18 protein-coding genes and 1 pseudogene are annotated in these 25,925 nt (G+C 59.6%); 15 read left to right on the top strand and 4 right to left on the bottom strand.

Translation table 11 applies throughout. The features are described from left to right. Positions 1-16: 16 nt before the first annotated feature. From BJ917_RS24250 to BJ917_RS24215, 8 genes are all read left to right on the top strand, one after another. On the top strand, positions 17-1,642 hold the full coding sequence (locus tag BJ917_RS24250) for an ABC transporter substrate-binding protein (RefSeq protein ID WP_096513474.1): 1,626 nt from the start codon (positions 17-19) through the stop codon (positions 1,640-1,642). A 304-nt stretch (positions 1,643-1,946) separates the two neighbouring features. Continuing rightward, the gene (locus tag BJ917_RS24245) at positions 1,947-3,548 is read left to right on the top strand and encodes an ABC transporter substrate-binding protein (RefSeq protein WP_121104960.1); all 1,602 of its coding nucleotides are present in this window, start codon (positions 1,947-1,949) and stop codon (positions 3,546-3,548) included. Positions 3,549-3,720: 172 nt separating this feature from the next. Further along, the gene (locus tag BJ917_RS24240; RefSeq protein WP_121104958.1) at positions 3,721-5,154 is read left to right on the top strand and encodes an OprD family porin; all 1,434 of its coding nucleotides are present in this window, start codon (positions 3,721-3,723) and stop codon (positions 5,152-5,154) included. A 78-nt stretch (positions 5,155-5,232) separates the two neighbouring features. Next, positions 5,233-6,828 carry an ABC transporter substrate-binding protein gene (locus BJ917_RS24235; protein ID WP_096513477.1) on the top strand — a complete coding sequence of 532 codons (1,596 nt, stop codon included), beginning with the start codon at positions 5,233-5,235 and terminating at the stop codon, positions 6,826-6,828. A 73-nt stretch (positions 6,829-6,901) separates the two neighbouring features. After that, on the top strand, positions 6,902-7,912 hold the full coding sequence (locus tag BJ917_RS24230; RefSeq protein ID WP_096513478.1) for an ABC transporter permease subunit: 1,011 nt from the start codon (positions 6,902-6,904) through the stop codon (positions 7,910-7,912). Between the two features lie 11 nt (positions 7,913-7,923). Next, entirely contained in the window at positions 7,924-8,850 is a 927-nt protein-coding gene (locus tag BJ917_RS24225; protein WP_096513479.1) for an ABC transporter permease subunit, read from the top strand. A 10-nt stretch (positions 8,851-8,860) separates the two neighbouring features. Continuing rightward, on the top strand, positions 8,861-9,829 hold the full coding sequence (locus BJ917_RS24220; protein WP_096513480.1) for an ABC transporter ATP-binding protein: 969 nt from the start codon (positions 8,861-8,863) through the stop codon (positions 9,827-9,829). Next, positions 9,829-10,809, top strand: a complete 981-nt coding sequence (locus BJ917_RS24215) for a peptide ABC transporter ATP-binding protein (protein ID WP_121104956.1) — start codon at positions 9,829-9,831, stop codon at positions 10,807-10,809. The genes BJ917_RS24220 and BJ917_RS24215 overlap by 1 nt, the downstream gene beginning before the upstream one ends. Before the next feature lie 184 nt (positions 10,810-10,993). On the opposite strand, the gene BJ917_RS24210 is transcribed toward BJ917_RS24215, so the two are convergent. Then, positions 10,994-11,251 carry a hypothetical protein gene (locus BJ917_RS24210; RefSeq protein WP_096513482.1) on the bottom strand — a complete coding sequence of 86 codons (258 nt, stop codon included), beginning with the start codon at positions 11,249-11,251 and terminating at the stop codon, positions 10,994-10,996. Positions 11,252-11,571: 320 nt separating this feature from the next. Beyond that, positions 11,572-13,155 (bottom strand): peptide chain release factor 3, encoded by a 1,584-nt coding sequence (locus BJ917_RS24205; protein WP_096513483.1) that lies wholly within the window; start codon positions 13,153-13,155, stop codon positions 11,572-11,574. 441 nt (positions 13,156-13,596) lie between these two features. On the opposite strand from BJ917_RS24205, the gene BJ917_RS24200 reads away from it, so the two are divergent. The 5 genes from BJ917_RS24200 (at position 13,597) to BJ917_RS24180 (ending at position 18,852) form a co-directional block, all read left to right on the top strand. After that, positions 13,597-14,313, top strand: coding sequence for an ABC transporter permease (locus tag BJ917_RS24200; protein WP_096513484.1), 717 nt, complete (start codon positions 13,597-13,599; stop codon positions 14,311-14,313). Between the two features lie 20 nt (positions 14,314-14,333). Then, positions 14,334-15,227 (top strand): glycine betaine ABC transporter substrate-binding protein, encoded by an 894-nt coding sequence (locus tag BJ917_RS24195; RefSeq protein WP_096513485.1) that lies wholly within the window; start codon positions 14,334-14,336, stop codon positions 15,225-15,227. A 12-nt stretch (positions 15,228-15,239) separates the two neighbouring features. After that, positions 15,240-15,893 carry an ABC transporter permease gene (locus BJ917_RS24190; RefSeq protein ID WP_121104954.1) on the top strand — a complete coding sequence of 218 codons (654 nt, stop codon included), beginning with the start codon at positions 15,240-15,242 and terminating at the stop codon, positions 15,891-15,893. After that, a complete protein-coding gene (locus BJ917_RS24185; protein WP_096513487.1) occupies positions 15,890-17,047 on the top strand; it encodes a betaine/proline/choline family ABC transporter ATP-binding protein in 1,158 nt (385 codons plus the stop codon). The genes BJ917_RS24190 and BJ917_RS24185 overlap by 4 nt, the downstream gene beginning before the upstream one ends. Positions 17,048-17,688: 641 nt before the next feature. Next, positions 17,689-18,852, top strand: a complete 1,164-nt coding sequence (locus tag BJ917_RS24180; protein ID WP_096513488.1) for a type III PLP-dependent enzyme — start codon at positions 17,689-17,691, stop codon at positions 18,850-18,852. Positions 18,853-18,995: 143 nt separating this feature from the next. Here the strand turns inward: BJ917_RS24180 and BJ917_RS24175 are convergent. After that, positions 18,996-19,763, bottom strand: a pseudogene (locus BJ917_RS24175) (tetratricopeptide repeat protein). Next, complete coding sequence (locus BJ917_RS24170) at positions 19,760-20,440, bottom strand: Fe2+-dependent dioxygenase (protein ID WP_096513490.1); 681 nt, start codon at positions 20,438-20,440, stop codon at positions 19,760-19,762. The pseudogene BJ917_RS24175 and the gene BJ917_RS24170 overlap by 4 nt, the downstream one beginning before the upstream one ends. 205 nt (positions 20,441-20,645) lie before the next feature. Between BJ917_RS24170 and BJ917_RS24165 the strand changes: the two genes are divergently transcribed. Together BJ917_RS24165 and BJ917_RS24160 are read left to right on the top strand one after the other, a co-directional pair. Continuing rightward, entirely contained in the window at positions 20,646-22,988 is a 2,343-nt protein-coding gene (locus BJ917_RS24165; protein WP_121104952.1) for a TonB-dependent siderophore receptor, read from the top strand. A 330-nt stretch (positions 22,989-23,318) separates the two neighbouring features. Then, positions 23,319-25,847, top strand: a complete 2,529-nt coding sequence (locus tag BJ917_RS24160; RefSeq protein ID WP_121104950.1) for a sulfite reductase flavoprotein subunit alpha — start codon at positions 23,319-23,321, stop codon at positions 25,845-25,847. Positions 25,848-25,925: the final 78 nt, after the last annotated feature.

The following is a 25,925-nucleotide window of genomic DNA, read 5'->3' as shown; positions in this document are numbered from 1 at the left end:
AAATCATGAGGCCACCATGCTTAAACACGCGGTCATTCCGTTTTTAGTCGGCGCCAGCCTTTTGGCCGCCGCACCGTTCGCCCAAGCTGCGAGTAACCTGGTGTTCTGCTCCGAAGGGAGCCCGGCCGGTTTCGATCCAGGTCAATACACCACCGGAACCGACTTCGACGCCTCTGCCGAAACCATGTTCAACCGCCTGACCCAGTTCGAGCGCGGCGGCACCGCCGTAATTCCTGGCCTGGCGACCAGCTGGGACGTCTCCCCTGACGGCCTGACCTACACCTTCCACCTGCGTGAAGGCGTCAAGTTCCACACCACCCCGTACTTCAAGCCAACGCGTACCTTCAACGCCGACGACGTGCTGTTCACCTTTAATCGCATGATTAACAAGGATGACCCGTTCCGCAAAGCGTACCCGACCGAATTCCCGTACTTCACCGACATGGGGATGGACACCAACATCACCAAGATCGATAAAGTCGACGACAACACCGTCAAGTTCACCCTCAAGGACGTTGATGCCGCGTTCATCCAGAACATGGCCATGAGCTTCGCCTCGATCCAGTCCGCCGAGTACGCTGCCCAGCTGCTCAAGGAAGGCAAGGCCGCCGACATCAACCAGAAGCCGGTAGGCACCGGCCCGTTCGTGTTCAAGAGCTACCAGAAAGACTCCAACATCCGCTACACCGGGAACAAGGACTACTGGAAGCCTGAAGACGTCAAGATCGACAACCTGATCTTCGCCATCACCACCGACCCGTCGGTACGCATCCAGAAGCTGAAGAAGGGCGAGTGCCAGATCACTCTGTTCCCACGTCCGGCGGACCTGAAGGCGCTGAAAGAAGACAAGACCCTGAAAGTGCCTGACCAGGCCGGTTTCAACCTGGGTTACATCGCCTACAACGTGATGGACAAGATCAAGGGTGACGACAAGCCGAACCCGATGGCCCAACTGAAAGTGCGTCAGGCACTGGACATGGCCGTCAACAAGCAGCAGATCATCGATTCCGTTTACCAGGGCGCCGGCCAAAAGGCTGTCAACGCCATGCCACCGACCCAGTGGTCCTACGACACCACTATCCAGGATGCGCCGTACAATCCTGAGAAAGCCAAGGAGCTGCTCAAGGAAGCCGGTGTGAAGGAAGGCACCGAAATCGTTCTGTGGGCAATGCCGGTACAGCGTCCGTACAACCCGAACGCCAAGCTGATGGCAGAAATGCTGCAATCCGACTGGGCGAAGATCGGTATCAAGGCCAAGATCCAGAGCTACGAATGGGGCGAGTACATCAAGCGTTCCAAAGGCGGCGAAAACGGCGCGATGCTGATTGGCTGGAGCGGCGACAACGGTGATCCGGACAACTGGCTCAACGTACTGTTCGGCTGCGACTCGCTGCAGGGCAACAACTTCTCCAAATGGTGCGACAAGAAGTTTGACGACATCGTCAAGCAAGCCAAGCGTACTTCGGACCAGAGCAAGCGCACCGAGCTGTACAAGCAGGCTCAGCACGTCCTGAAAGACGCGGTTCCCTACACACCTATCGCTCACTCGACGGTGTTCCAACCCATGCGCGCCGAAGTGCAGGACTTCAAGATCAGCCCATTTGGCTTGAACTCCTTCTACGGCGTCAGCGTCAGCAAGTAAGGTTTGGCAGCGGCGACGTTTCTGACGTCGCCGCTGCTTGATCTACCGAGAAAGCAGGAAATCGCCTACATCCAGATCGTCTACTGACTACAGCAGACCACTAGGACGCGTCGTCTTTTCCCACAAGTCTTTCGGACTTTACGCATTTACTGCCGGACCCACGGTTCATACCGTCGGGATCCGACCAGTCCATGCGTGGGTCATCGGTTTTTGTGCTGCACGTCATGGTTTGAGAGCAATGACGCCTTCCACGTCTGCGGACGGACGAAGGCGTATTGCAAAACACTGAACAAGAGGGAGCGTCATGCGCCATTCCTTGGTTTTATCCGCATTGCTGGGCACCGGCCTGTTGGCCGCCACCTCCATGAGCCAGGCCGCCAATAACAGCCTGGTGTTCTGCTCAGAAGGCAGTCCCGCCGGTTTCGATACCGCGCAGTACACGACCGCGACCGATAACGACGCCGCCGAGCCGCTGTACAACCGCCTGGCAGAGTTTGAGAAGGGTTCGACCAATGTCGTACCTGGCCTGGCCACGAGTTGGGATATTTCCGAGGACGGTCTCACGTACACCTTTCACCTACGCCCAGGGGTGAAATTTCATACAACCAAATACTTCACCCCGACCCGCGACTTCAATGCCGATGACGTGCTGTTCACGTTCAATCGCATGCTCGATCCGCAACAACCGTTCCGTAAGGCTTACCCGACCGAATTCCCGTATTTCAACGGCATGAGCCTGAACAAGAATATTGCCAGGGTCGAAAAGACCGGGCCGTTGACCGTGGTCATGACGCTCAACAGCGTGGACGCCGCGTTCATCCAGAACATTGCCATGAGCTTCGCCGCCATTCTTTCCGCCGAGTACGCCGACAAGCTGCTGGCCGAAGGCAAGCCGAGCGACATCAACCAGAAGCCGATCGGCACCGGGCCGTTCGTGTTCAAGAGTTACCAGAAAGACTCCAACATCCGTTACACCGGCAACAAGCACTACTGGGACCCGAGCCGCGTGAAGCTCGACAACCTGATTTTCGCCATCAACACCGACGCCTCGGTGCGTGTGCAGAAACTCAAGGCGGACGAGTGCCAGATCACCCTGCACCCGCGTCCTGCCGACGTAACCGCACTGAAAAACGATCCGAAACTGCAACTGATCGAGAAACCCGGCTTCAACCTCGGTTACATCGCCTACAACGTGCGCCACAAGCCATTCGACCAGCTTGAAGTACGCCAGGCGCTGGACATGGCGGTGAACAAACAAGGCATCCTCAACGCCGTTTACCAGGGCGCCGGCCAACTGGCGGTCAACGCCATGCCGCCGACCCAGTGGTCCTACGACGAGACCATCACGGACCCCGCCTACAACCCGGAAAAAGCCAGGGAACTGCTCAAGGCTGCGGGCGTAAAGGAAGGCACCGAAATCACCCTGTGGGCCATGCCCGTGCAGCGGCCGTACAACCCCAACGCCAAGTTGATGGCCGAGATGCTCCAGGCGGACTGGGCGAAGATCGGTCTCAAGGTCAAGATCGTCAGCTACGAATGGGGCGAGTACATCAAGCGCACCAAGAACGGCGAGCACGACATCAGCCTGATCGGCTGGACCGGTGACAACGGTGATCCGGACAACTGGCTCGGCACGCTGTACAGCTGCGACGCCATTGGCGGCAACAACTACTCCATGTGGTGCGATCCGGCTTACGACAAGCTGATCAAGCAGGCCAAGGTCGTGACCGACCGCGAGCAGCGCACCGTGCTCTACAAACAGGCGCAGCAGTACCTCAAGCAGCAGGTGCCGATCACGCCGATCGCCCACTCGACGGTCAACCAGCCGTTGAGCGCCAAAATCGAAGGGTTCAAGGTCAGCCCTTTCGGTCGCAACGTGTTCTCGGGTGTCAGTATCGATAAATAAAACCGTGTAGCTGAAACGCTGGGGGTGCATTGCACCCTCACGCAAGCGTATTGCCGCAATTCGCCAATCCGGCGCACAGCAAACGTTTGCGATGCGTAAATGAGTTCCAAAGCAAATAGCCGGATCACCAAAAAAGACCGGCATTAATAAAAGAAAGTAAGGAGCTTCACCCATGAAACTGAGCAGCACCGCAATACTGGCGTTGGCCATCAGCAGCGTAACCGCCACGGCTTACGCTGAAACCCAGAGCCAGGCGTTCACTCCGGTTACCGTGAACGAAAAAAGCGCCCAAAGCGAAGCCACCGGCTTTCTCGAAGGCCAGTCGATCAGCGGCACTACCCGTAACTGGTACGCCAACGAACAACTGAAACGGGGTGGCAAATTCGCCTACAAGAAAGACGGCGTCTCGACCGAAACCGACCGTCGCATCAACTGGGTTCAGGGCACGATCGTCAAGTACAACTCAGGCTTCACCGAAGGCGCTATCGGTTTCAGCACTGAAGTGGCGGCCTACAACGCCATCGCCCTGGATCGCGACCGCAAAGACCTGGCTTCCAACAACGGCGGCGCACCGGGCACTCGTCCAGGCGCAGGCAACAACCGTACCCTGACCGAAGAAGGCGGCGACGCTGTTGGCCAGTGGAGCAAACTGGGCCTGGCCAACGTCAAGGCGCGTGTTTCCAACACCACCCTGACCGCCGGTCGCATGAACTTCAGCAGCCCGATGGTCGACGTGATCGGTAACCGTGCGCTGCCTTCGAGCTTCGAAGGTGTGGCGATCCACAGCGAAGAGCTGAACAACCTGGCATTCGACCTGGCCACCTTCGATCGCAACTCTCCGCGTACCGAAGAAAGCCAGCGTAAATTCCGCACCGAATACGCCAATGGCATCGTCGAAACCGACCACATTTACACCGGCGGCATCACCTACAACCCGTTCGCCAGCCTGACCACCAGCCTCTGGGCGACCCAGGCTGAAGACATCTGGAACCAGTACTACTTCGGCGCCTCTCACGTACTGGGCGATAGCCAGGTACTGAGCCTGACCACCGGCCTGAACTACTACAAAACCAAGGATACCGGTAAGGCCCTGATCGGCGACATCGACAACGACACCTACTCGCTGTCGCTTGGCCTGACCCATCAGGCTCACAGCCTGACCTTCTCGTACCAGGAAGTGAACGGTAACGAGTACTTCGACTACCTGCACGAAACCAACGGTATCTACCTGGCCAACTCCCTGCTGTCGGACTTCAACGGCCCGAACGAGAAATCGTTCCAGATTGCCTACGGTCTGAACATGGCTGAATACGGCGTACCAGGCCTGAAGTTCAACATCTACCAGGCTCGCGGCTGGGGTATCGACGGCACGCACTACACCGGTAACGGCGGCGTGGCCGGCAAAGGCTACGACGGCATCCAGTCGCAAGATGGCGAAACCCATTACGAATACGGCATCGGTGGCTCCTACGCGATTCAGAGCGGCCCGCTCAAGGCCACGACTGTTCGCGCGACCTACACCGCTCACCGCGCCAGTGAAAACCAGGCTGACGGCAGCATCAACGAGTTCCGTCTCGTGACCACTGTTCCGTTCAACATTCTGTAATGCACCGGTCGAGCGGCTGATTCAGCGATGAATCGGCCGTTCGGCTTTGTCCTTCTAACCGATTGCAGAGGGTTCTTGATGAAAATGCTTCCCCTACGTGCGGCCATCGCGGCCGCGTTGCTGAGTGTCGCGGTGGGCGTATCGGCCAAACCGCTGGTCGTCTGCACCGAAGCCAGTCCGGAAGGCTTCGACATGGTCCAGTACACAACTGCAGTCACAGCCGATGCGGTGGCCGAAACCATCTTCAATCGACTGGCGGACTTCAAGCCCGGCACCACTGAGGTGATTCCGGCGCTGGCCGAATCCTGGGACATCAGCGACGATGGCCTGAGCTACACCTTCCACCTGCGTAAAGGCGTCAAGTTTCACACCACCGAATACTTCAAGCCGACCCGCGACATGAATGCCGACGACGTGGTCTGGAGCTTCCAGCGCCAGCTGGACCCGAACCACCCATGGCACAAACTGTCGAGCGTGGGCTTCCCGTACTTTGAAAGCATGGGTTTCAAAGAGCTGCTCAAGAGCGTCGAGAAAGTCGACGACAACACGGTCAAGTTCACCCTGACCCGCCGCGAAGCGCCGTTCCTGGCCGACATCGCCATGGCGTTCTCCTCGATCTACTCCGCCGAATACGCCGACCAGCTGCTGAAGGCCAACAAGACCGGCGATCTGAACAACAAGCCGATCGGCACCGGCCCGTTCGTCTTCCAGCGTTACAACAAGGACGCCCAGGTTCGCTTCAAGGCCAACCCGGACTACTTCCGTGGCAAACCACCGGCTGAATCGTTGATCTTGGCCATCGCCACCGATAACAACGTGCGCCTGCAAAAACTCAAGGCCAACGAGTGCCAGGTGGCGCTGTATCCGAAGCCGGATGACATCCCGAGCATCAAGAAAGACGCCAAGCTGAGTGTCGATGAACTGAACGCCATGACCGTTTCGTACATCGCCATGAACACCACGCACAAGTACATGAGCGACGTGCGGGTGCGTAAAGCCATCGATATCGCCTTCGACAAGGAAGCCTACGTCAACGCACTGTTCGGCAAGGGCAACGCGACCGTTGGGGTCAACCCTTACCCGGATACTTTGCTGGGTTACAACCACAGCCTGAAGAATCCGGCTCGCGATCTGGACAAGGCTCGCGCCCTGCTCAAGGAAGCCGGTGTACCGGAAGGCACCACGTTCACCCTGTTCACCCGCAACGGCGGCGGCCCGACCAACCCTAATCCAATGCTCGGCGCGCAGATGATGCAAGCCGACCTGGCCAAGGTCGGGATCAAGATCGACATTCGCGTGATGGAATGGGGCGAAATGCTCAAACGGGCGAAAAACGGCGAGCACGATATGGTATCCGCCGGATGGGCGGGCGATAACGGCGACCCGGATAACTTCCTGACGCCTATGCTCAGTTGCGAAGCTGCCAAGAACGGCGAAAACTACGCACGCTGGTGCAACGACAAATTCCAGGCCCTGATCGACCAGGCCCGGGAAAAAACCGACCCGGCCGAACGGGCGGCGCTCTACGAACAGGCTCAGGTTATTTTTAACCAGGACCAGCCATGGATCAGCATGGCGCACACTAGAATGTTTACTGCAATGCGCAACAACGTAGAGGGTTATCACATTAGCCCACTCACCACTAATAACTTCGCCACCACCCAGGTGAAGTAGATAAGAAACTCCCGGCATTCCTGACCCCAGGCATGCCGGGCACGCCTAACCGGCTGATGAGGTACACCACACGATGTTTAGTTTTATTGCCCGCCGACTGGGGTTATTGATCCCCACGTTCTTCGGCATCACCTTGCTGACTTTCGCGTTGATTCGCATGATCCCCGGCGACCCCGTGGAAGTGATGATGGGCGAACGTCGGGTCGACCCCGAGATGCATGCTCAGGCAATGGAACGCCTTGGTCTGAACAAACCCCTGTACGCCCAGTACCTGGATTACATCGGTAAACTGGCTCACGGCGATCTCGGGGAATCCCTGCGTACCCGTGAAAGCGTCTGGCACGAGTTCACCTCCCTATTCCCCGCGACCCTGGAACTGTCCGCGGCCGCGCTGTTGTTCGCCGGCGTCCTGGGCCTTCTGGCCGGGGTGATCGCGGCACTCAAGCGAGGATCCCTGTTCGACCATGGGGTGATGGGTGTCTCCCTGGCGGGATACTCGATGCCGATCTTCTGGTGGGGCCTGATCCTGATCATGTTCTTCTCGGTGTCCCTGGGCTGGACCCCGGTATCCGGGCGGATCGACCTGCTGTATGACATCGAGCCGCGCACCGGCTTCATGCTCATCGATACGTTGCTGGCCGATGATGTCAGCGCGTTCTTCGATGCCCTGCACCACCTGATCCTGCCGGCCATCGTGCTCGGCACCATTCCGCTGGCGGTCATCGCGCGGATGACCCGTTCGTCGATGCTCGAAGTGTTGCGCGAGGATTACATCCGTACCGCCAAGGCCAAGGGGCTGTCGCCATCGCGCGTGGTATTCGTGCACGGCTTGCGCAACGCATTGATTCCGGTGCTGACCGTGGTCGGCCTGCAAGTCGGCACGCTGCTGGCCGGTGCGGTCCTGACCGAAACCATCTTCTCCTGGCCGGGCATCGGCAAATGGCTGATTGAAGCCATTGGCGCCCGTGACTACCCGGTTGTGCAAAACGGCATCCTGTTAATCGCCTGCCTGGTGATTCTGGTCAACTTCGTAGTGGACATCCTCTACGGCTTTGCCAACCCACGCATCCGTCATCAGCGCTGAGGTCAATACCCATGAACACTTCAACTTCCTCAGTAGCCACCGCCGCCACCGCTGTGGACCAAAGCCTGCTGTACCCGTCGCCGTACAAAGAATTCTGGCAAGCGTTTTCCAAGAACAAGGGCGCTGTCGCCGGCCTGCTGTTCATGCTGCTGGTGATTTTCTGCGCCATCTTCGCCCCGTGGGTCGCGCCGCATGACCCGAGCGAGCAATTCCGTGACTTCCTGCTGACGCCGCCATCCTGGCTCGAAGGCGGGCAACTGCAATTCCTGCTGGGTACCGATGAACTGGGTCGTGATTTGCTGTCGCGCCTGATCACCGGTTCGCGCCTGTCGCTGATGATCGGCTTGTCGTCGGTGGTGATGTCGCTGATCCCGGGCATCCTGCTGGGTCTGTTCGCCGGGTTCTTCCCGCGCGTTGTCGGCCCGACCATCATGCGTCTGATGGACATCATGCTGGCCCTGCCATCCCTGCTGCTGGCCGTGGCGATCGTCGCCATCCTCGGCCCTGGCCTGATCAACACCGTGATCGCCATTGCCGTGGTGTCCCTGCCGTCCTACGTTCGTCTGACCCGCGCCGCGGTGATGGGCGAACTGAACCGCGACTACGTGACCGCCGCGCGCCTGGCCGGTGCCGGCCTGCCACGCCTGATGTTCGTGACCGTGCTGCCCAACTGCATGGCACCCCTGATCGTTCAGGCGACCCTGAGCTTCTCCTCGGCGATTCTCGATGCCGCCGCACTGGGCTTCCTGGGCCTTGGCGTACAACCGCCAACCCCTGAGTGGGGCACCATGCTGGCCTCGGCCCGCGACTACATCGAACGCGCCTGGTGGGTAGTCAGTCTGCCCGGTTTGACCATTTTGCTCAGCGTGCTGGCAATCAACTTGATGGGCGACGGTCTGCGCGATGCGCTGGATCCGAAACTCAAGAACGCCGCCTGAGGAGATTCCCATGTCACTGTTAGAAATCAAGAATCTCAACGTTCGCTTCGGCGACAAAAACGCCACGCCAGTCGTCGATGGACTCGACTTGAAAGTGGACAAGGGCGAAGTACTGGCCATCGTTGGCGAGTCCGGTTCCGGCAAGTCCGTGACCATGATGGCGCTGATGGGGCTGATCGAGCATCCAGGCATCGTCACCGCCGACTCGCTCAGCTTTGACGGCAAGGACATGCTCAAGCTCAACAATCGCCAGCGTCGGCAAATCGTCGGTAAAGACCTGTCCATGGTCTTCCAGGACCCGATGACCGCGCTGAACCCGAGCTACACCGTCGGTTTCCAGATCGAAGAAGTGCTGCGCCTGCACCTGAAGATGTCCGGCAAGGCCGCGCGCAAACGCGCCATCGAACTGCTGGAAAAAGTTGAAATCCCGGGCGCGGCCAGCCGTATGGACGCCTACCCGCATCAACTGTCCGGTGGCATGAGCCAGCGTGTCGCGATCGCCATGGCGATTGCCGGCGAACCTAAACTGCTGATCGCCGACGAACCGACCACTGCCCTCGACGTAACGATTCAGGCGCAGATCATGGACCTGCTGCTGGCGTTGCAGAAAGAGCAGAACATGGGCCTGGTGCTGATCACCCACGACCTCGCGGTCGTGGCCGAAACCGCCCAGCGTGTGTGTGTGATGTACGCCGGTCAAGCCGTCGAGGTCGGCCAGGTGCCGCAACTGTTCGACATCCCGGCGCACCCGTACAGCGAAGCGCTGCTCAAGGCGATTCCGGAACACAGCCTGGGCGCCTCGCGCCTGTCGACCCTGCCGGGCATCGTTCCCGGCCGCTACGACCGTCCGCAGGGCTGTCTGCTATCGCCACGCTGCCCGTACGTGCAGGACAACTGCCGCGCGCAGCGTCCAACCCTTGACCCGAAAAGCAACAGCCTCGCCCGCTGCTTCTATCCGTTGAACCAGGAGGTGGCGTAATGGCCGTCGTACTTACCGCCCGCGACCTGACCCGTCACTACGAAGTGTCCCGTGGACTGTTCAAGGGTCACGCCACCGTCCGCGCACTTAACGGTGTGTCGTTTGAACTGGAAGCCGGCAAGACTCTCGCTGTCGTAGGTGAGTCGGGTTGCGGCAAATCCACTTTGGCCCGCGCCCTGACCTTGATCGAAGAGCCGTCTTCGGGCTCCCTGAAAATCGCCGGCCAGGAAGTCGCCGGTGCCGACAAGGCCCAGCGCAAGCAACTGCGCAAAGACGTGCAGATGGTGTTCCAGAGCCCGTACGCTTCGCTCAATCCGCGGCAAAAGATTGGTGATCAACTGGCTGAGCCACTGCTGATCAACACGAATTTGAGCGCTGCGGAACGTCGCGAGAAAGTGCAAGCGATGATGAAGCAGGTGGGCTTGCGTCCCGAGCACTACCAGCGTTATCCGCACATGTTCTCCGGCGGTCAGCGCCAGCGGATCGCGTTGGCCCGCGCCATGATGCTGCAACCCAAGGTGCTGGTGGCGGACGAACCGACCTCCGCGTTGGACGTGTCGATCCAGGCCCAGGTGCTGAACCTGTTCATGGACCTGCAGCAAGAGTTCAACACCGGTTACGTGTTCATCTCCCACAACCTGGCCGTGGTGCAACACGTGGCCGATGACGTGATGGTGATGTACCTCGGTCGCCCGGTAGAAATCGGTCCGAAAAACGACATCTATGCCCGCCCCCTGCACCCGTACACCCAGGCATTGTTGTCGGCCACTCCGACCATCCACCCGGACCCGTCCAAGCCGAAAATCAAGATCGTCGGCGAGTTGCCCAACCCGCTGAACCCGCCGCCGGGTTGCGCTTTCCACAAGCGCTGCCCCTACGCCACCGAGCGTTGCAGCACCGAAGAGCCGGCCTTGCGCAAGCTCGACACCCGCCAGGTAGCGTGCCATTACGCCGAGCAATTCCTCGACGGCGCGGCGTAACAATGATGTGAAAAACCTGTGGGAGCTGGCTTGCCAGCGATAGCGGAGTGTCAGTCAGCGATACTGTCACTGACACGCCGCCATCGCGGGCAAGCCCGCTCCCACAGGGATTTGCGTTAACCAAACCCCTTCCACTCCGATTGCGCATCAGTCGAGGCAGAAGGGGTTTTCTTTTGTCTCGAATCTACGTCTGGCTATCGCCTTCATCCGAATCATCGGAGTCTGGCTCATCGGTGGTCGAATCATCGTCGCCTTCGCTGCCACCCTGTCCCTTGTCGCCCGCCTCGGAGTCGGACGCGGCAATCATCAACTCACCCTGCCCCGCCTGACCGCTCGACGCCTGCGTATCGTGATTCTCACATTCGGCCAGCACCGCCGCACTGCCGAGGGACAACATGACCAAGACCTTCAACAGCAATAAAACACGTAGCAACCTGTTCATAGCCGAATCCATCCTTTCTTGAAGTGCCTGTCTGGCGCTGAGTGAAATCTAGTTCCGATCTGCCGGGTTCTCCAGATAGGACGCTGGCGAAGGGACGGAATGCGGTGGATGCCGAGACTGGTTTTGAATAAGACCTATAACCAAACCCACTAACGCCACTTCCCCTGTGGGAGCGAGCCCGCTCGCGAAAGCGATCTTTCAGTCGACACTTATGGGACTGGCAGGCCGCCTTCGCTGGCAAGCCAGCTCCTACAGGTTGATCGGGCAATAAAAAACCCCGCAGCTTTCGCAACGGGGTTTTGGGTACGGCAACTCAGCGTTTAGTGATGCTCACGCGTCGCACGGAATTTCACGTCCGGCCAGCGCTCTTCCATCAGTGCCAGGTTGACCCGGGTCGGGGCGAGGTAGGTCAGGTGACCGCCGCCGTCCAGTGCCAGGTTTTCCACCGCCTTGTTGGAGAATTCCTCGAGCTTCTTCTTGTCGCTGCAATCAACCCAGCGCGCGGAATAGACAGTGATCGGCTCATAGGAGCATTCGACCTTGTATTCCTCTTTCAGGCGGCTGGCGACCACATCGAACTGCAGCACACCGACGGCGCCGAGGATGATGTCGTTGCTGCGCTCGGGGAAGAACACCTGGGTCGCGCCTTCTTCGGCCAGTTGTTGCAGGCCCTGACGCAGTTGCTTGGATTTCAGCGGGTCCTTCAGGCGCACGCGGCGGAACAGTTCCGGGGCGAAGTGCGGGATGCCGGTGAAACCCAGGGTTTCGCCTTCGCTGAAGGTGTCGCCGATCTGGATGGTGCCGTGGTTGTGCAAACCGATGATGTCGCCGGCAAAGGCTTCTTCCAGTTGCTCACGCTCGGAGGAGAAGAACGTCAGCGCATCGCCGATGCGCACGTCCTTGCCGGTACGCACGTGGCGCATCTTCATGCCTTTCTCGTACTTGCCGGAGCAGATGCGCATGAAGGCGATACGGTCGCGGTGTTTGGGGTCCATGTTCGCCTGGATCTTGAAGATGAAGCCCGAAAACTTCTCTTCCACCGGTTCCACGGTACGTTCGTTGGCGACGCGCGCCAGCGGGCGCGGGGCCCAGTCCACCACGGCGTCGAGAACGTGATCCACCCCGAAGTTGCCCAGTGCGGTACCGAAGAACACCGGGGTCAACTGACCGTCGAGGAACTCCTGCTGGTTGAACTCGTGGCAGGCCCCTTGCACCAACTCAAGCTGCTCGATGAAGCGCTCGTACTCGTCGCCCAGGTGCGCGCGGGCTTCATCGGAGTCGAGCTTCTCGATGATCTTGGTTTCGGTGCGCTCATGGCCGTGACCGGCGGTGTAGACAATGATGTAGTCGTCGGCGAGGTGATACACGCCTTTGAAATCACGGTAGCAACCGATCGGCCAGGTGATCGGCGCGGCCTTGATCTTCAGGACGGCTTCGATTTCGTCGAGCAGTTCGATCGGGTCGCGGATGTCACGGTCAAGTTTGTTGATGAAGCTGACGATCGGCGTATCACGCAGACGGCAGACGTCCATCAGGGCAATGGTCCGTGGCTCTACGCCCTTACCGCCGTCGAGCACCATCAACGCCGAGTCCACCGCAGTCAGGGTACGGTAGGTGTCTTCGGAGAAGTCTTCGTGGCCCGGGGTGTCGAGCAGGTTGATCATGTGCTCGCGATACGGGAACTGCATGACCGACGTGGTAATCGAGATACCCCGCTGCTTTTCCATCTCCATCCAGTCGGAAGTGGCATGGCGATCGGATTTACGGGACTTCACCGTACCGGCTACCGCAATCGCCTTGCCCATCAGCAAGAGCTTTTCGGTGATGGTGGTTTTACCGGCGTCGGGGTGGGAAATAATGGCGAAAGTGCGGCGTTTCGCGACTTCGGCGGCCTGTTTGGTCATGGGAAATCGCCTGGCAGGTGATTCAAAAAAGGGCGCAGATTATAGCCCAAGTTGATCGAAGAACCGAACCGTTGAGCACATTAGGGGTGGCCAAATGCTGCTTCAGATGGGAACCTTTTAAAGCACGGAGACGTCCACTCCCCTGTTACGACCACTCGTCGGGGGCCTGCAACACCTGCAAAACGGCCTGACGAGGCTGTGCTCATGGCTCGATTGCTGTGCGTCTGCCCTCAGTAGGAGCGAGCCTGCTCGCGATGAACGTCAACGATAACGCTGGGTATCTGAATGTCCGCGTTGTCTGGGCGTTTTTTTTGCGAGCAAGCTCGCTCCTACAGTAGAACGCGCTCGGATTGAGCTGCTTCTCGCGAACGTCTTGCCCGGCAGCCAATGATGGCCTGCCACACGGGACTGCGTTCGCCGACTGAAAAAAGGAGTCCGCCTGTGGCTATCCACCATGGCAAAGGGCTGATAGGAGGCGCGCTGGTAATCGCCCTTCTGGCCCTGCTGATCCACTGGATCGGCATCGACACGATCGAACATTACCGCGACGATCTGTTGTTCTACCTGCAAGCTCATCTGCTTCTCGTCCTCGTCTCCATGCTGGCCGCCCTTGTCGTGGGCCTCCCCGCCGGTATCTTCCTCAGCCGTCCGACCCGGGTCGCGCGTGCCGAACGCTTCATGCAGATCTTCAACATCGGCAATACCATTCCGCCGCTGGCGGTGCTGGCCATCGCCCTGGGCGTGCTCGGGATTGGCAGTGGTCCCGCGATCTTCGCCCTGTTCCTCGCCTCGCTGTTGCCCATCGTGCGCAACACCTATGAAGGCCTGAAAAACGTTCAGGGTTCGCTCAAGGAAGCCGCCGTCGGCATCGGCATGACCCCGCGCCAGGTGCTGTGGAAAGTCGAACTGCCCAACGCCGTGCCGATCATCATCGGCGGCGTGCGCGTGGCGCTGGCGATCAATGTCGGGACCGCGCCGCTGGCGTTCCTGATCGGCGCCAACAGCCTCGGCAGCCTGATTTTCCCAGGCATTGCCCTGAACAATCAGCCGCAACTATTGCTCGGCGCGGCCTGCACGGCGCTGCTGGCCCTGCTGCTCGATGGCCTGGTGACAATGGCCAGCCGCCTCTGGCTCGAACGCGGCTTGCGCCCGTCTTAAGCCCCGGCAAAGGAATTCTCATGAAGACATCAAGCTTTTTACTAGGCTGCGTCCTGCTGTTCGCGGGATTTGCCCAAGCCGCTGAAAAACCGCTGATCCGCATCGGCGCCCGGGTGTTCACCGAACAGACCCTTCTGGCGGAAATCACCTCGCAGTACCTGCGTGCCAAGGGTTACGACGCACAGGTCACGGGTGGACTGGGCAGCAACCTGGCCCGCAGCGCCCACGAGAGCGGCCAACTGGACATGCTCTGGGAATACACCGGCGTGTCGCTGGTGGCCTACAACCACGTCACTGAAAAACTCGACAGCGAACAGTCCTACGCCCGGGTGAAAGCACTCGACGCGAAAAAAGGCCTGGTCTGGCTTACTCCGTCGAAATTCAGCAACACCTACGCCCTTGCACTACCGAAGAACGTCGCTGACCAATACCCGCAAATCAACACCATCAGCGAGCTGAACAAAGTGCTGCGTGATGAGGCGAAGACCCATCACCTGGTGGCGCTCGATACCGAATTCGCCAATCGCTCCGACGGACTTGGCGGCATGGTGCAGCTGTATGGGATGAACCTGACACGCCAAAACATCCGCCAGATGGACGCCGGGCTGGTCTACACCGCCCTGCGCAACGGCCAGGTGTTTGCCGGACTGGTCTACACCACCGACGGACGCCTCAACGCTTTCAAGCTCAAGTTGCTGAAAGACGACAAGCATTACTTCCCGGACTACACCGCTGCCCCCGTGGTGCGCCAGGCGTTTCTCGATGCTCACCCGCAATTGGCCGAGCAACTCAAACCACTGGCCGAATTGTTCGATGACGACACCATGCGCCAGCTCAATGCGCGGGTGGATGTCGATCATGAAAGCCCCTCCACTGTTGCCGCCGACTTCCTGCGCCAGCATCCATTCAATTAAGGAGGAAAAGTCATGGAATTCTTGAACGCCTTTTCCCATCTCGACTGGCAACAGGTGCTGCACCTGACCTGGCAGCACATCACTCTGGTAGGCATCGCCGTCACCCTGGCGATTGTCGTCGGTGTGCCGCTGGGCATTCTGATGACACGCTTTCCGACACTTGCCGGCCCCTTGCAGGCCAGCGCCACGGTGCTGCTGACCGTGCCGTCGATTGCCCTGTTCGGCCTGCTGCTGCCGTTCTATTCGACATTCGGCCAGGGCCTGGGCCCAATGCCGGCGATCACTGCGGTTTTTCTGTATTCACTGCTACCAATCATGCGCAACACCTACCTGGCCCTGACCAGCGTCGAACCGGGCATTCGCGAAGCCGCGCGCGGCATCGGCATGACCTTCGGCCAGCGCCTGCGCAGGGTCGAACTGCCCATCGCCGTACCAGTGATTCTTGCTGGGGTACGTACCGCCGTGGTGATGAACATCGGCGTCATGACCATCGCCGCCACCATCGGCGCTGGCGGCCTGGGCGTGCTCATCCTCGCTTCCATCAGCCGCAGCGACATGTCGATGCTGATCGTCGGCGCCGTACTGGTCAGCCTGCTGGCCATCTTCGCCGACCTGCTTCTGCAAGCGCTGCAACGCTCGCTGACTCCAAAAGGACTCCTGAAATGATCGAACTTCAAAACCTCAGCAAGACCTTCCAAAGCAACGGCAAGGACGTGAAAGCCGTGGACTCGGTGAGCCTGACCGTCAATGAAGGCGAGATTTGCGTGTTCCTCGGGCCATCGGGTTGCGGCAAAAGCACCACCCTGAAAATGATCAACCGCCTGATCAAACCGACCTCGGGCAAGATCCTGATCAATGGTGAAGACACCACCGACCTCGACGCCGTGACTCTGCGGCGCAACATCGGCTATGTGATCCAGCAGATCGGCCTGTTCCCGAACATGACCATCGAAGAGAACATAGTGGTCGTACCGAAGCTACTGGGCTGGGACAAACAGAAATGCCACGACCGCGCCCGCGAGTTGATGAGCATGATCAAGCTTGAGCCCAAGCAATACCTGCATCGCTACCCACGGGAATTATCCGGCGGCCAACAACAGCGGATCGGCGTGATTCGGGCGCTGGCGGCCGATGCGCCGCTGTTGCTGATGGATGAACCCTTCGGCGCCGTCGACCCGATCAACCGCGAAATGATCCAGAACGAGTTCTTCGAAATGCAACGGGCGCTGAACAAGACCGTGATCATGGTCAGCCATGACATCGACGAGGCGATCAAGCTGGGCGACAAGATCGCGATTTTCCGCGCCGGCAAACTGCTGCAGATCGACCACCCGGATACCCTGCTGGCGCACCCGGTGGATGACTTCGTCAGCAACTTCGTCGGCCAGGACAGCACACTCAAGCGCCTGCTGCTGGTGAAGGCCGAAGACGCGGCGGACAACGCGCCGTCCGTCCGCCCGGAAACGCCGGTGGCCGAAGCGCTGGAGTTGATGGACGAGCATGACCGGCGTTATGTAGTGGTCACCTGCGCCGAGAACAAAGCCCTGGGTTATGTAAGGCGTCGCGACCTGCACCGCCAGACCGGCACATGCGGCCAATACCTGCGCGAGTTCAACGCCACGGCGGCGTACGACGAGCATTTGCGCATCCTGTTGTCGCGGATGTACGAGTTCAATCGGGCGTGGTTGCCGGTGATGGATGCCGAGCGGGTGTTCCTCGGCGAAGTCACTCAGGAATCGATTGCGGCTTACTTGAGCTCCGGTCGCTCGCGAGGGATGAAGACCCATATCGTGTCGCCGGCCGAGGCTGTAGTGGCGTAAAAATGCAAAACCTGTGGGAGCGAGCCTGCTCGCGAATGCGCAATTTCAGTCAACAATGATGTTGATTGTGAAAATGCCTTCGCGAGCAGGCTCGCTCCCACAGGATCTGAGTGTTTTTTTCATCTGTTACAAGGCGGAAAAGAATATCAACACCTGACTGCCTGAAACACCGTCAGAAATAGCCCGCAAAACAACCTAAACCTCTTTCAGTCTACCTTCTCGCGGCCAACGTCGCCGATGTTGAAGCCATCGTACTTATCGACGACTTGGCACGCAAAAGCGTCGAACGTGCAGATATTTTTAACACCTGAAAATTATCGGGGAACATCTGCCCGTCATCTCGGTCGGCTACAAAGAGTGATCTCCGTGACGCACGTCAGAAGCGTGCAAAAACGCGACATTTTTTGTTGATCTCAAGCCCCTCACGCCCTAAAGTTCGCGCCGAACGTCCATGCTGGAAACGATCCATCCGGCTCAAGTACTGACGACGAGACAGCAAGGCCAAGGGAAAAGCTGCACTTCCCATGGCCTTTTTGCTTTCGGCGACATGCCTTGGGAAGTAGGCGAACCAAAGTGGGGATACGGAGGACGTTCATTTGCACCCATTGTTTTTACTCGTTTGCCATTAGGAGCTCCCAAGTATGTCGATCCAGGTCGAAGACTATTTCGCGCGCGAAACCTTTCAGAAGATGAAGGCATTCGCCGACAAGCAAGAAACCCCGTTCGTGGTGATCGACACCGCGATGATCAGCCAGGCCTATGACGACCTGCGCGCCGGTTTCGAATTCGCCAAGGTCTACTACGCGGTCAAGGCCAACCCGGCCGTGGAAATCATCGACCTGCTCAAAGAGAAAGGCTCGAGCTTCGACATCGCCTCTATCTATGAGCTGGACAAAGTACTGGGCCGTGGCGTCAGCCCCGACCACATCAGCTACGGCAACACCATCAAGAAATCCAAGGACATCCGCTACTTCTACGAGAAGGGCGTGCGCCTGTTCGCCACCGACTCCGAAGCTGACCTGCGCAACATCGCCAAGGCGGCACCGGGTGCAAAAGTCTACGTGCGCATCCTGACCGAAGGCTCGACCACTGCCGACTGGCCGCTGTCGCGCAAATTCGGCTGCCAGACCGACATGGCCATGGACCTGCTGATCCTCGCCCGCGACCTGGGCCTGGTGCCTTACGGCATCTCGTTCCACGTTGGCTCGCAACAACGCGACATCAGCGTCTGGGACGCGGCGATCGCCAAGGTCAAAGTGATCTTCGAACGCTTGAAAGAAGAAGACGGCATCCACCTGAAGCTGATCAACATGGGCGGTGGCTTCCCGGCCAACTACATTACCCGCACCAACAGCCTGGAAACCTACGCCGAAGAAATCATCCGTTTCCTCAAGGAAGACTTCGGTGACGACCTGCCGGAAATCATCCTGGAACCGGGCCGCTCGCTGATCGCCAACGCCGGCATCCTGGTCAGTGAAGTGGTGCTGGTTGCGCGTAAATCCCGTACCGCTGTAGAGCGCTGGGTGTACACGGATGTGGGCAAGTTCTCCGGCCTGATCGAAACCATGGACGAAGCCATCAAGTTCCCGATCTGGACCGAGAAGAAAGGCGAAATGGAAGAAGTCGTGATTGCCGGCCCGACCTGCGACAGTGCCGACATCATGTACGAAAACTACAAGTACGGCCTGCCGCTGAACCTGGCCATCGGTGATCGCCTGTACTGGCTGTCGACCGGTGCCTACACCACCAGTTACAGCGCCGTGGAATTCAATGGCTTCCCGCCGCTGAAATCCTTCTACGTGTAAGCGCTACACGCAGAAAGCAAAAAGCCCATGACGTGTTATGGGCTTTTTTTTGCCTGGAATTGAAAAGATGCCCAACCTGTAGGAGCCGGCTTGCTGGCGAATCGATGGTGAACTTTACGCCGCCTTCGCTGGCAAGCCAGCTCCTACAGGGGTGTGGTTTCCAGCTCCAATTCGGCGTAGCGCTGGACATATGCCGTTGCCAACGCGCGGATTTGCGGATCGGTTGCGCACGACAATGTCTGGCTCGCTACCCGCAGGAAATTCATATTGCCGCCGGCCAATGCCTTGCGTAGCCACACGAGTGCCTCATCAATGTTCCCTTCATCCGCCAGTATCGCGGCATAACTGAACTGCCCGCGAAAATCCCCACCGACTGCCGAGCGTCGATACCAGTCGCGGGCAGCTTCTGTATCTACCGGGCAAATACGCCCTTCTTCCAGATATCGCCCCAGCAGATTCATCGATTTAGCGTGGCCAAGATCAGCAGCGCGTTGATAGAAACTTAATGCCTGTGGCTGATCCTCAACGACACCACGCCCCGTCGCCAGCAGGTTGGCGTAGTTGTACATCGCCCAATCCAGCCCGGCTTCTGCCCCGACCCGGTAATGCCGCGCAGCGACCGAAGCATCGGCCACGCAACCCCAACCATGCTCATGACACCGGCCCAGCATGTTGCGCGCCATCAGGTGCCCTTGTCGGGCGGCAATCTCGAACTAGCGCAACGCCAGTGGCTGGTCCTGCGCAATCCCTCGCCCATCCAGCAGGATTTGCCCGAGCAACGCCTGGGCATCGACGAGCCCTTCACGAGCCGCCATCAGAATCGCCTGGGCGGCACGGGCCGGGCTTTCATCGAGCATGGCTTTGAGGCGTTCGCCGTCGAGCACCTCTTCGCGGCGCAATTGAAAACTCATACCTCGACCCAGCGGCGCAGCAGGTTGTGATAGGTGCCGGTCAGGCGGATCAGCGAAGGGTGGTCCGGCACATCCTGGGTCAGTTGCCGGATCGCACCGTCCATCTCGAACAACAGCGCACGCTGACTGTCTTCGCGCACCAGGCTTTGGGTCCAGAAAAACGAGGCGTAGCGTGCGCCACGGGTCACCGCGTTGACCTTGTGCAAACTGGTGCCGGGGTACAGCACCATGTCGCCGGCCGGCAACTTCACACGCTGCGTACCGAAAGTGTCCTGGATTTCCAGTTCGCCGCCGTCGTAATCCTGTGGCTCACTGAAAAACAGGGTCGCCGACAGATCGGTGCGCACCCGTTCGATGCTGCCCTTTGGCTGGCGCACGGCATTGTCGATGTGGAAGTCGAAACTACCACCGGCCGTGTAACAGTTCAGTAACGGGGGAAAGACCTTGTGTGGCAGCGCCGCTGACATGAACTGTGGATTCTTCCACAGCCGATCCAGCATGGCCGCGCCGATTTCCTTGGCCAGCGGATGACCTTCCGGAAGCTGCAGATTGTGCTTGGCCTTGGCCGACTGATAGCCGGCGGTGATCTTGCCATCGGCCCAATCGGCCTGTTCGAGAGCCTCGCGAATGCGCCGCACCTCTTCTTTATCGAACAAGCCGGGAATGTGCAGCAGCATGGGAAGGACGCCTGAAAACAAGGAGCACTAATGGTATTGATTCTTATTGCCTGTGTAAAACCCGCTGGACGGATGAAACAGTAAAAACCGTAAGGCCAAATTGTAAAGAATGTAAATTCGATGCAAATAGCAAAGTTTCGCAATTGATACAGAGACGCGTCTACCCTATATTCCGCCGCCTCAAATCCTTGGGGAGGGGAATCAAATGTCACGTCTACACCCACAATCACCGGTCAGTTCACCACGCCTGCTCGCTTCTGCCATTGGCGTGGCAATCACTGCCGGCTCTGCGGGCCACATGGTTTTCGCGGCTGAAAAAACCGAAGAGAAAGCGCCGGGCAACACGATTTCGCTGGGCGCTACCTCCATCAACGGCGAAGCCCGGGACGAGACAACCTACAACGTCGAAAAAGCCTCCTCGCCCAAGTACACCGCACCGCTGGTCGACACACCGCGTTCGATCACGGTCATCCCGCAACAAGTCCTCAAGGACACCGGCGCCCTGAACATGCAGGACGCATTGCGCACCGTTCCAGGCATCACCTTCGGCGCCGGTGAAGGCGGCAACCCGCAGGGCGACCGTCCGTTCATCCGCGGCTTCGATGCCCAGGGCGACACCTACCTGGACGGCGTGCGCGATACCGGTTCGCAGAGCCGCGAAATCTTCGCCGTTGAATCCATTGAAGTCAGCAAGGGCCCGAACTCCGCCATTGGCGGCCGGGGCGCGGCGGGCGGCAGCATCAACCTGGTGAGCAAGAAAGCGCACCTGGGCGACTCCCTCGACGGTGGCTTCACCTGGGGTTCGGACCAGACCCAGCGTTACACCATGGACGGCAACTATCAGTTCTCCGACACCGCTGCCGGCCGTCTGAACCTGATGAGCCACGAGAGCAATGTCGCCGGTCGCCAAAGCGTCAATTACGACCGTTGGGGCGTGGCACCTTCCCTGGCTTTTGGTCTGGGCACCGACACCCGCGTCAACCTCGATTACTACCATCTGGAAAGCAACGACTTGCCGGATTCGGGCATTCCGTACTCGATCCCGACCGCAGGCTCCGCCGCCCGCACCAAGTCCAACCCGGACAAACCTGACGACGGCGGCAACAGCAGCAACTTCTACGGTTTGAATGACCGCGACTTCCGCAAGGGCCGCACCGACACCGCAACCATTTCCATCGAGCACGACCTGAATGACGCGCTGACCATCAAGAACACCCTGCGCCACGGCACCAGCATGCAGGATTACATCCTGACCCAGCCGGACGACAGCAAGGGCAACGTCAACAATGGCAGCGTCTGGCGCCGTGCGAACACACGCGTGAGCAACACCGAGACCACCACCAACCAGACCGATCTGTTTGGTGATGTTTATATCGCCGGGTTCAAGAACAGCTTCGCCACCGGTATCGAGTTGAGCCGCGAGGAAAGCAGGAAATCCTCGTACAACGTCGATACCGACACCACGCCTGGCACAGCGGGCGCCACCACCAACTGCTCGCCGGCGCTGATTGGCGCACCGAGTGGTTACAACTGCACCTCGTTGTCTAACCCGAACCCGAACGATCCGTGGAACGGTGCAATCTCGCGCAACTACGCCGGCACCGACACCAAGGCCAACACCTATGCGCTGTATGTGTTCGACACCCTGGAGTTGTCCGAGCAGTGGCTGGTGAACATGGGCCTGCGTTACGACCATTTCGATACCGAGTACCGCACCTTTGACGGTACCGGGGCAACGGTGGTCAACAAAGGCATACCGGCCAAGGGCGATGACACCAGCGAGTTCGTCACCGGTCAGTTCGGCGTGGTCTACAAGCCGGCGGAAAACGGCAGCATCTATGCGTCCTACGCCACGTCCGCCACACCACCGGGCTCCACTCTCGGCGAAGGCATGGACGGCAACCCGCTGAGCGGCACGCCTGATCGCAACGGCAACCAGCTGAGCAGTGACATGGAGCCGGAAACCACCAAGAACTACGAAATCGGTACCAAGTGGGATCTGATGAATGATCGCCTGTCGCTGACGGCCGATATCTTCCGCACCGAGAAAGAAAACGCTCGTGTGCAAACCAACACCACGTCGTTCGAAAACGTCGGCAAAACCCGCGTTCAAGGTTTCGAGCTGTCGGCCACCGGCAGGCTCACCGACAAATGGCAAGTCTTCGCCGGCTACGCCTACATGGACAGCGAGCAAGTCGATGGTGGTGACCTGCCGGCCAACAAAGCCAACAACGGCAACGAACTGCCTAACACGCCGAAAAACAGCGCCAGCCTGTGGACGACCTATCAGGTCACGCCGAAGCTGACCGTCGGTGGCGGTGCGTTCTACGTCGACGATGTGTTCGGCAGCGCGGCCAACACCACCATGGTCGATTCCTACGTTCGTTACGATGCGATGGCGGCCTACAAGCTGAGCAAAAACATCGACCTGCAACTGAACGTGCAGAACCTGACCGACGAAACCTACTACGACAAGGCTTTCTCGACTCACTTCGCCAACCAGGCGGCGGGCCGTACTGCGTTGCTGAGCACCAACTTCCACTTCTGATAGAAGGGTGAAACCCGCCCCCTGTAGGAGCGAGCCTGTTTGCGATGGTCGTCAACGATAATCCGTGGAACCTGACACCCCGCGTCGTTCTCGAGTTCATCGCGAGTAGGCTCGCTCCTACAAAGGCCAGGCGGTGCAACACAATCCCTGTGGGAGCGAGCCTGCTCGCGATGAGGTCATAACATTCGCCATTTATGCTGGATGTAAGGCCGCCATCGCGAGCAGGCTCGCTCCCACAGTTTTTGTATGTAAAAAAGAATGTTTCTCGACAACCCACGGCATCATAATGCGCGCCGTGATGACTATTTTTGAACGAACAAGGCGAGCGACGTGTTGAAGAAAACCCTGTTCCAGTTGCACTGGTTTTTCGGCATCAGCGCAGGGCTCGTCCTGGCCCTGATGGGCATCACCGGGGCGACGGTATCGTTTCAGGACGAAATCCTGTACGCGCTGAACCCTTCCGTGTTGCAGGTGCACAAGCAGGTCGCCGGTGTACTGCCGCCCGCCGAACTGGTGGAGAAAATCGAAGCGGCCACCGGGAACAAAGTCGCAATGCTTTCGGTGGATATCGACAGCGACATCGCCGCACGCGTGTTCTTCGCCCCGCCGCCGGGGGAGCGCCGTGGGCCAATGCGCTTCTTCGACCCGTACACCGCCGAATTGATGGGCGACGCCACCGGCCAGGACTTCTTCGGCCTGATGCTGCAACTGCACCGCTTCCTTGCCATGGGCGACACCGGTCGCCAGATCACCGGCGCCTGTACGCTGATCCTGGTGTTCTTCTGCCTCTCCGGCCTGTACCTGCGTTGGCCCCGCCAGTGGAAAAGCTGGCGCGCCTGGCTGACCCTCGACTGGAAGAAAAAGGGTCGCAGCTTCAACTGGGACCTGCACTCGGTCGCGGGCACCTGGTGCCTGGTGTTTTACCTCTTGGCAGCGCTGACCGGTTTGTCCTGGTCCTACGAGTGGTACAACAAGGGCCTGACACGACTTCTCTCCGATTCGCCGCAGAACGAACGCGTTCGCGGCGGTCGTGGCCCGGCGCCAAACGGCCCGGCTCCGACCGCCGATTACTCGGCCATGTGGAGCAGCATCTATAGCGCGGCCGGCCCCGGGCTGAGTTTCTACAACACCCGCATGCCACCGGTGGCGGGGCAACCGGCGACGGTTTATTACCTGCTGAAAGACTCTCCCCACGACCGCGCGCTGAACCAGATCACCCTCGACCCGGTCACCGGCGTGATCAAGCGGCATGACCGCTACAGCGACAAGAGTTTCAAGGCACAACTGCTGACCAGTCTCTACGCGCTGCACGTCGGCAGTTACTTCGGCATCGTCGGGCGCATTATCCTGACGATCACTGCCCTGACCATGCCGCTGTTTTTCATCACCGGGTGGATGTTGTACCTCGATCGTCGCCGCAAAAAGCGCCAGATCAAGGACGCCCGCCAAGGCCTCGCCCAACCGGGCAGCGATGCGCCGTCGTGGCTGATCGGCTTCGCCAGCCAAAGCGGTTTTGCCGAGCAACTGGCGTGGCAGACCGCCGGCCAATTACAGGCTGCCGGCCTGCCGGTGAAGGTGCAGCCGCTGGCCAGTGTCAGCGAACAGGACCTGCGGAATTCGAGCAACGCGCTGTTCGTGGTCAGCACCTTCGGCGACGGCGAAGCGCCGGACAGTGCCCGGGGTTTCGAGCGCAAGGTCCTGGGCCGGACGTTGAGCCTGGAGCGCCTGAACTACGCCGTGCTCGGTCTGGGTGACCGGCAATACCAGCACTTCTGCGGCTTCGCCCGACGCCTGCACACCTGGCTGGGCGAACACGGCGGCAAGACCCTGTTCGCCCCTGTGGAGGTCGACAGTGGCGACCCCTATGCCTTGCGTCACTGGCAACAGCAACTCGGTCTGTTGACCGGCCAGGCGCCCGTGGACACCTGGCAAGCGCCGAGCTACGACAACTGGACCCTGAACCGTCGCGAGCTGCTCAACCCGGACAGCAGCGGTTCGCCCGTTTACTTGCTGGGCCTCACCGCGCCGACCACCAGTAGTTGGCTGGCCGGTGACCTGGTGGAAGTGCTGCCGCGCAATTGCCCATGGGCGATCGAGCATTTCCTCGATGGCCTGGGGATTGATGGTCGAGCCACGATTGCACTCGATGGGTTGTCGCAACCGCTGGAACAAGCCCTCGCCCGCCGACAACTGCCCGAGAACCGCAGTCATCTGGTCGGCCTGCACGCGCAAGCGCTGGTGGACGCCCTCGTGCCATTGGCCATGCGCGAATACTCCATTGCCTCGATTGCCGCCGACGGCATCCTGGAACTGATCGTGCGCCAGGAACTGCACCCCGATGGCCGCCTGGGCGTCGGCTCCGGCTGGCTCACGGAACACGCGCCGGTGGGCTCCAACATCAGCCTGCGGGTTCGGCGCAACAGCGGCTTCCACCTGCCGAACGAACCGGTGCCGATGATCCTGCTCGGCAACGGCACCGGACTGGCCGGGCTGCGCAGTCTGCTCAAGGCGCGGATTGCCGAGGGTCAACAACGTCACTGGTTGCTGTTCGGCGAGCGCAATCGGGAACACGATTACCTGTGTCGCGACGAGCTGGAAGAATGGTTGATTTCCGGCGATCTGCAGCGCCTGGACCTGGCCTTCTCAAGGGACCAGGCCGAGAAAATCTACGTACAGGATCGCCTGCGCGAGTCGGCCGCTGAACTGAAGAAATGGCTGGCGGAGGGGGCCGTGATCTATATCTGCGGCAGCTTGCAGGGGATGGCCGCTGGCGTCGATCAAGTACTCAACGACCTGCTCGGTGTCGCGGAAGTGGAGCGCCTGATCGAACAGGGTCGCTACCGCCGCGACGTTTACTGATACAACGCATTTCCCTTGTAGGAGCTGGCTTGCCAGCGAAGGGACCAGAACGTTCAACCATTTCGTTGGATGTGAAGC

Origin of the sequence: Pseudomonas sp. WPR_5_2 (genome assembly GCF_003634475.1) — a bacterium.
GTDB lineage: Bacteria > Pseudomonadota > Gammaproteobacteria > Pseudomonadales > Pseudomonadaceae > Aquipseudomonas > Aquipseudomonas izuensis.
This window is presented reverse-complemented; position numbering and strand designations above follow the sequence as displayed.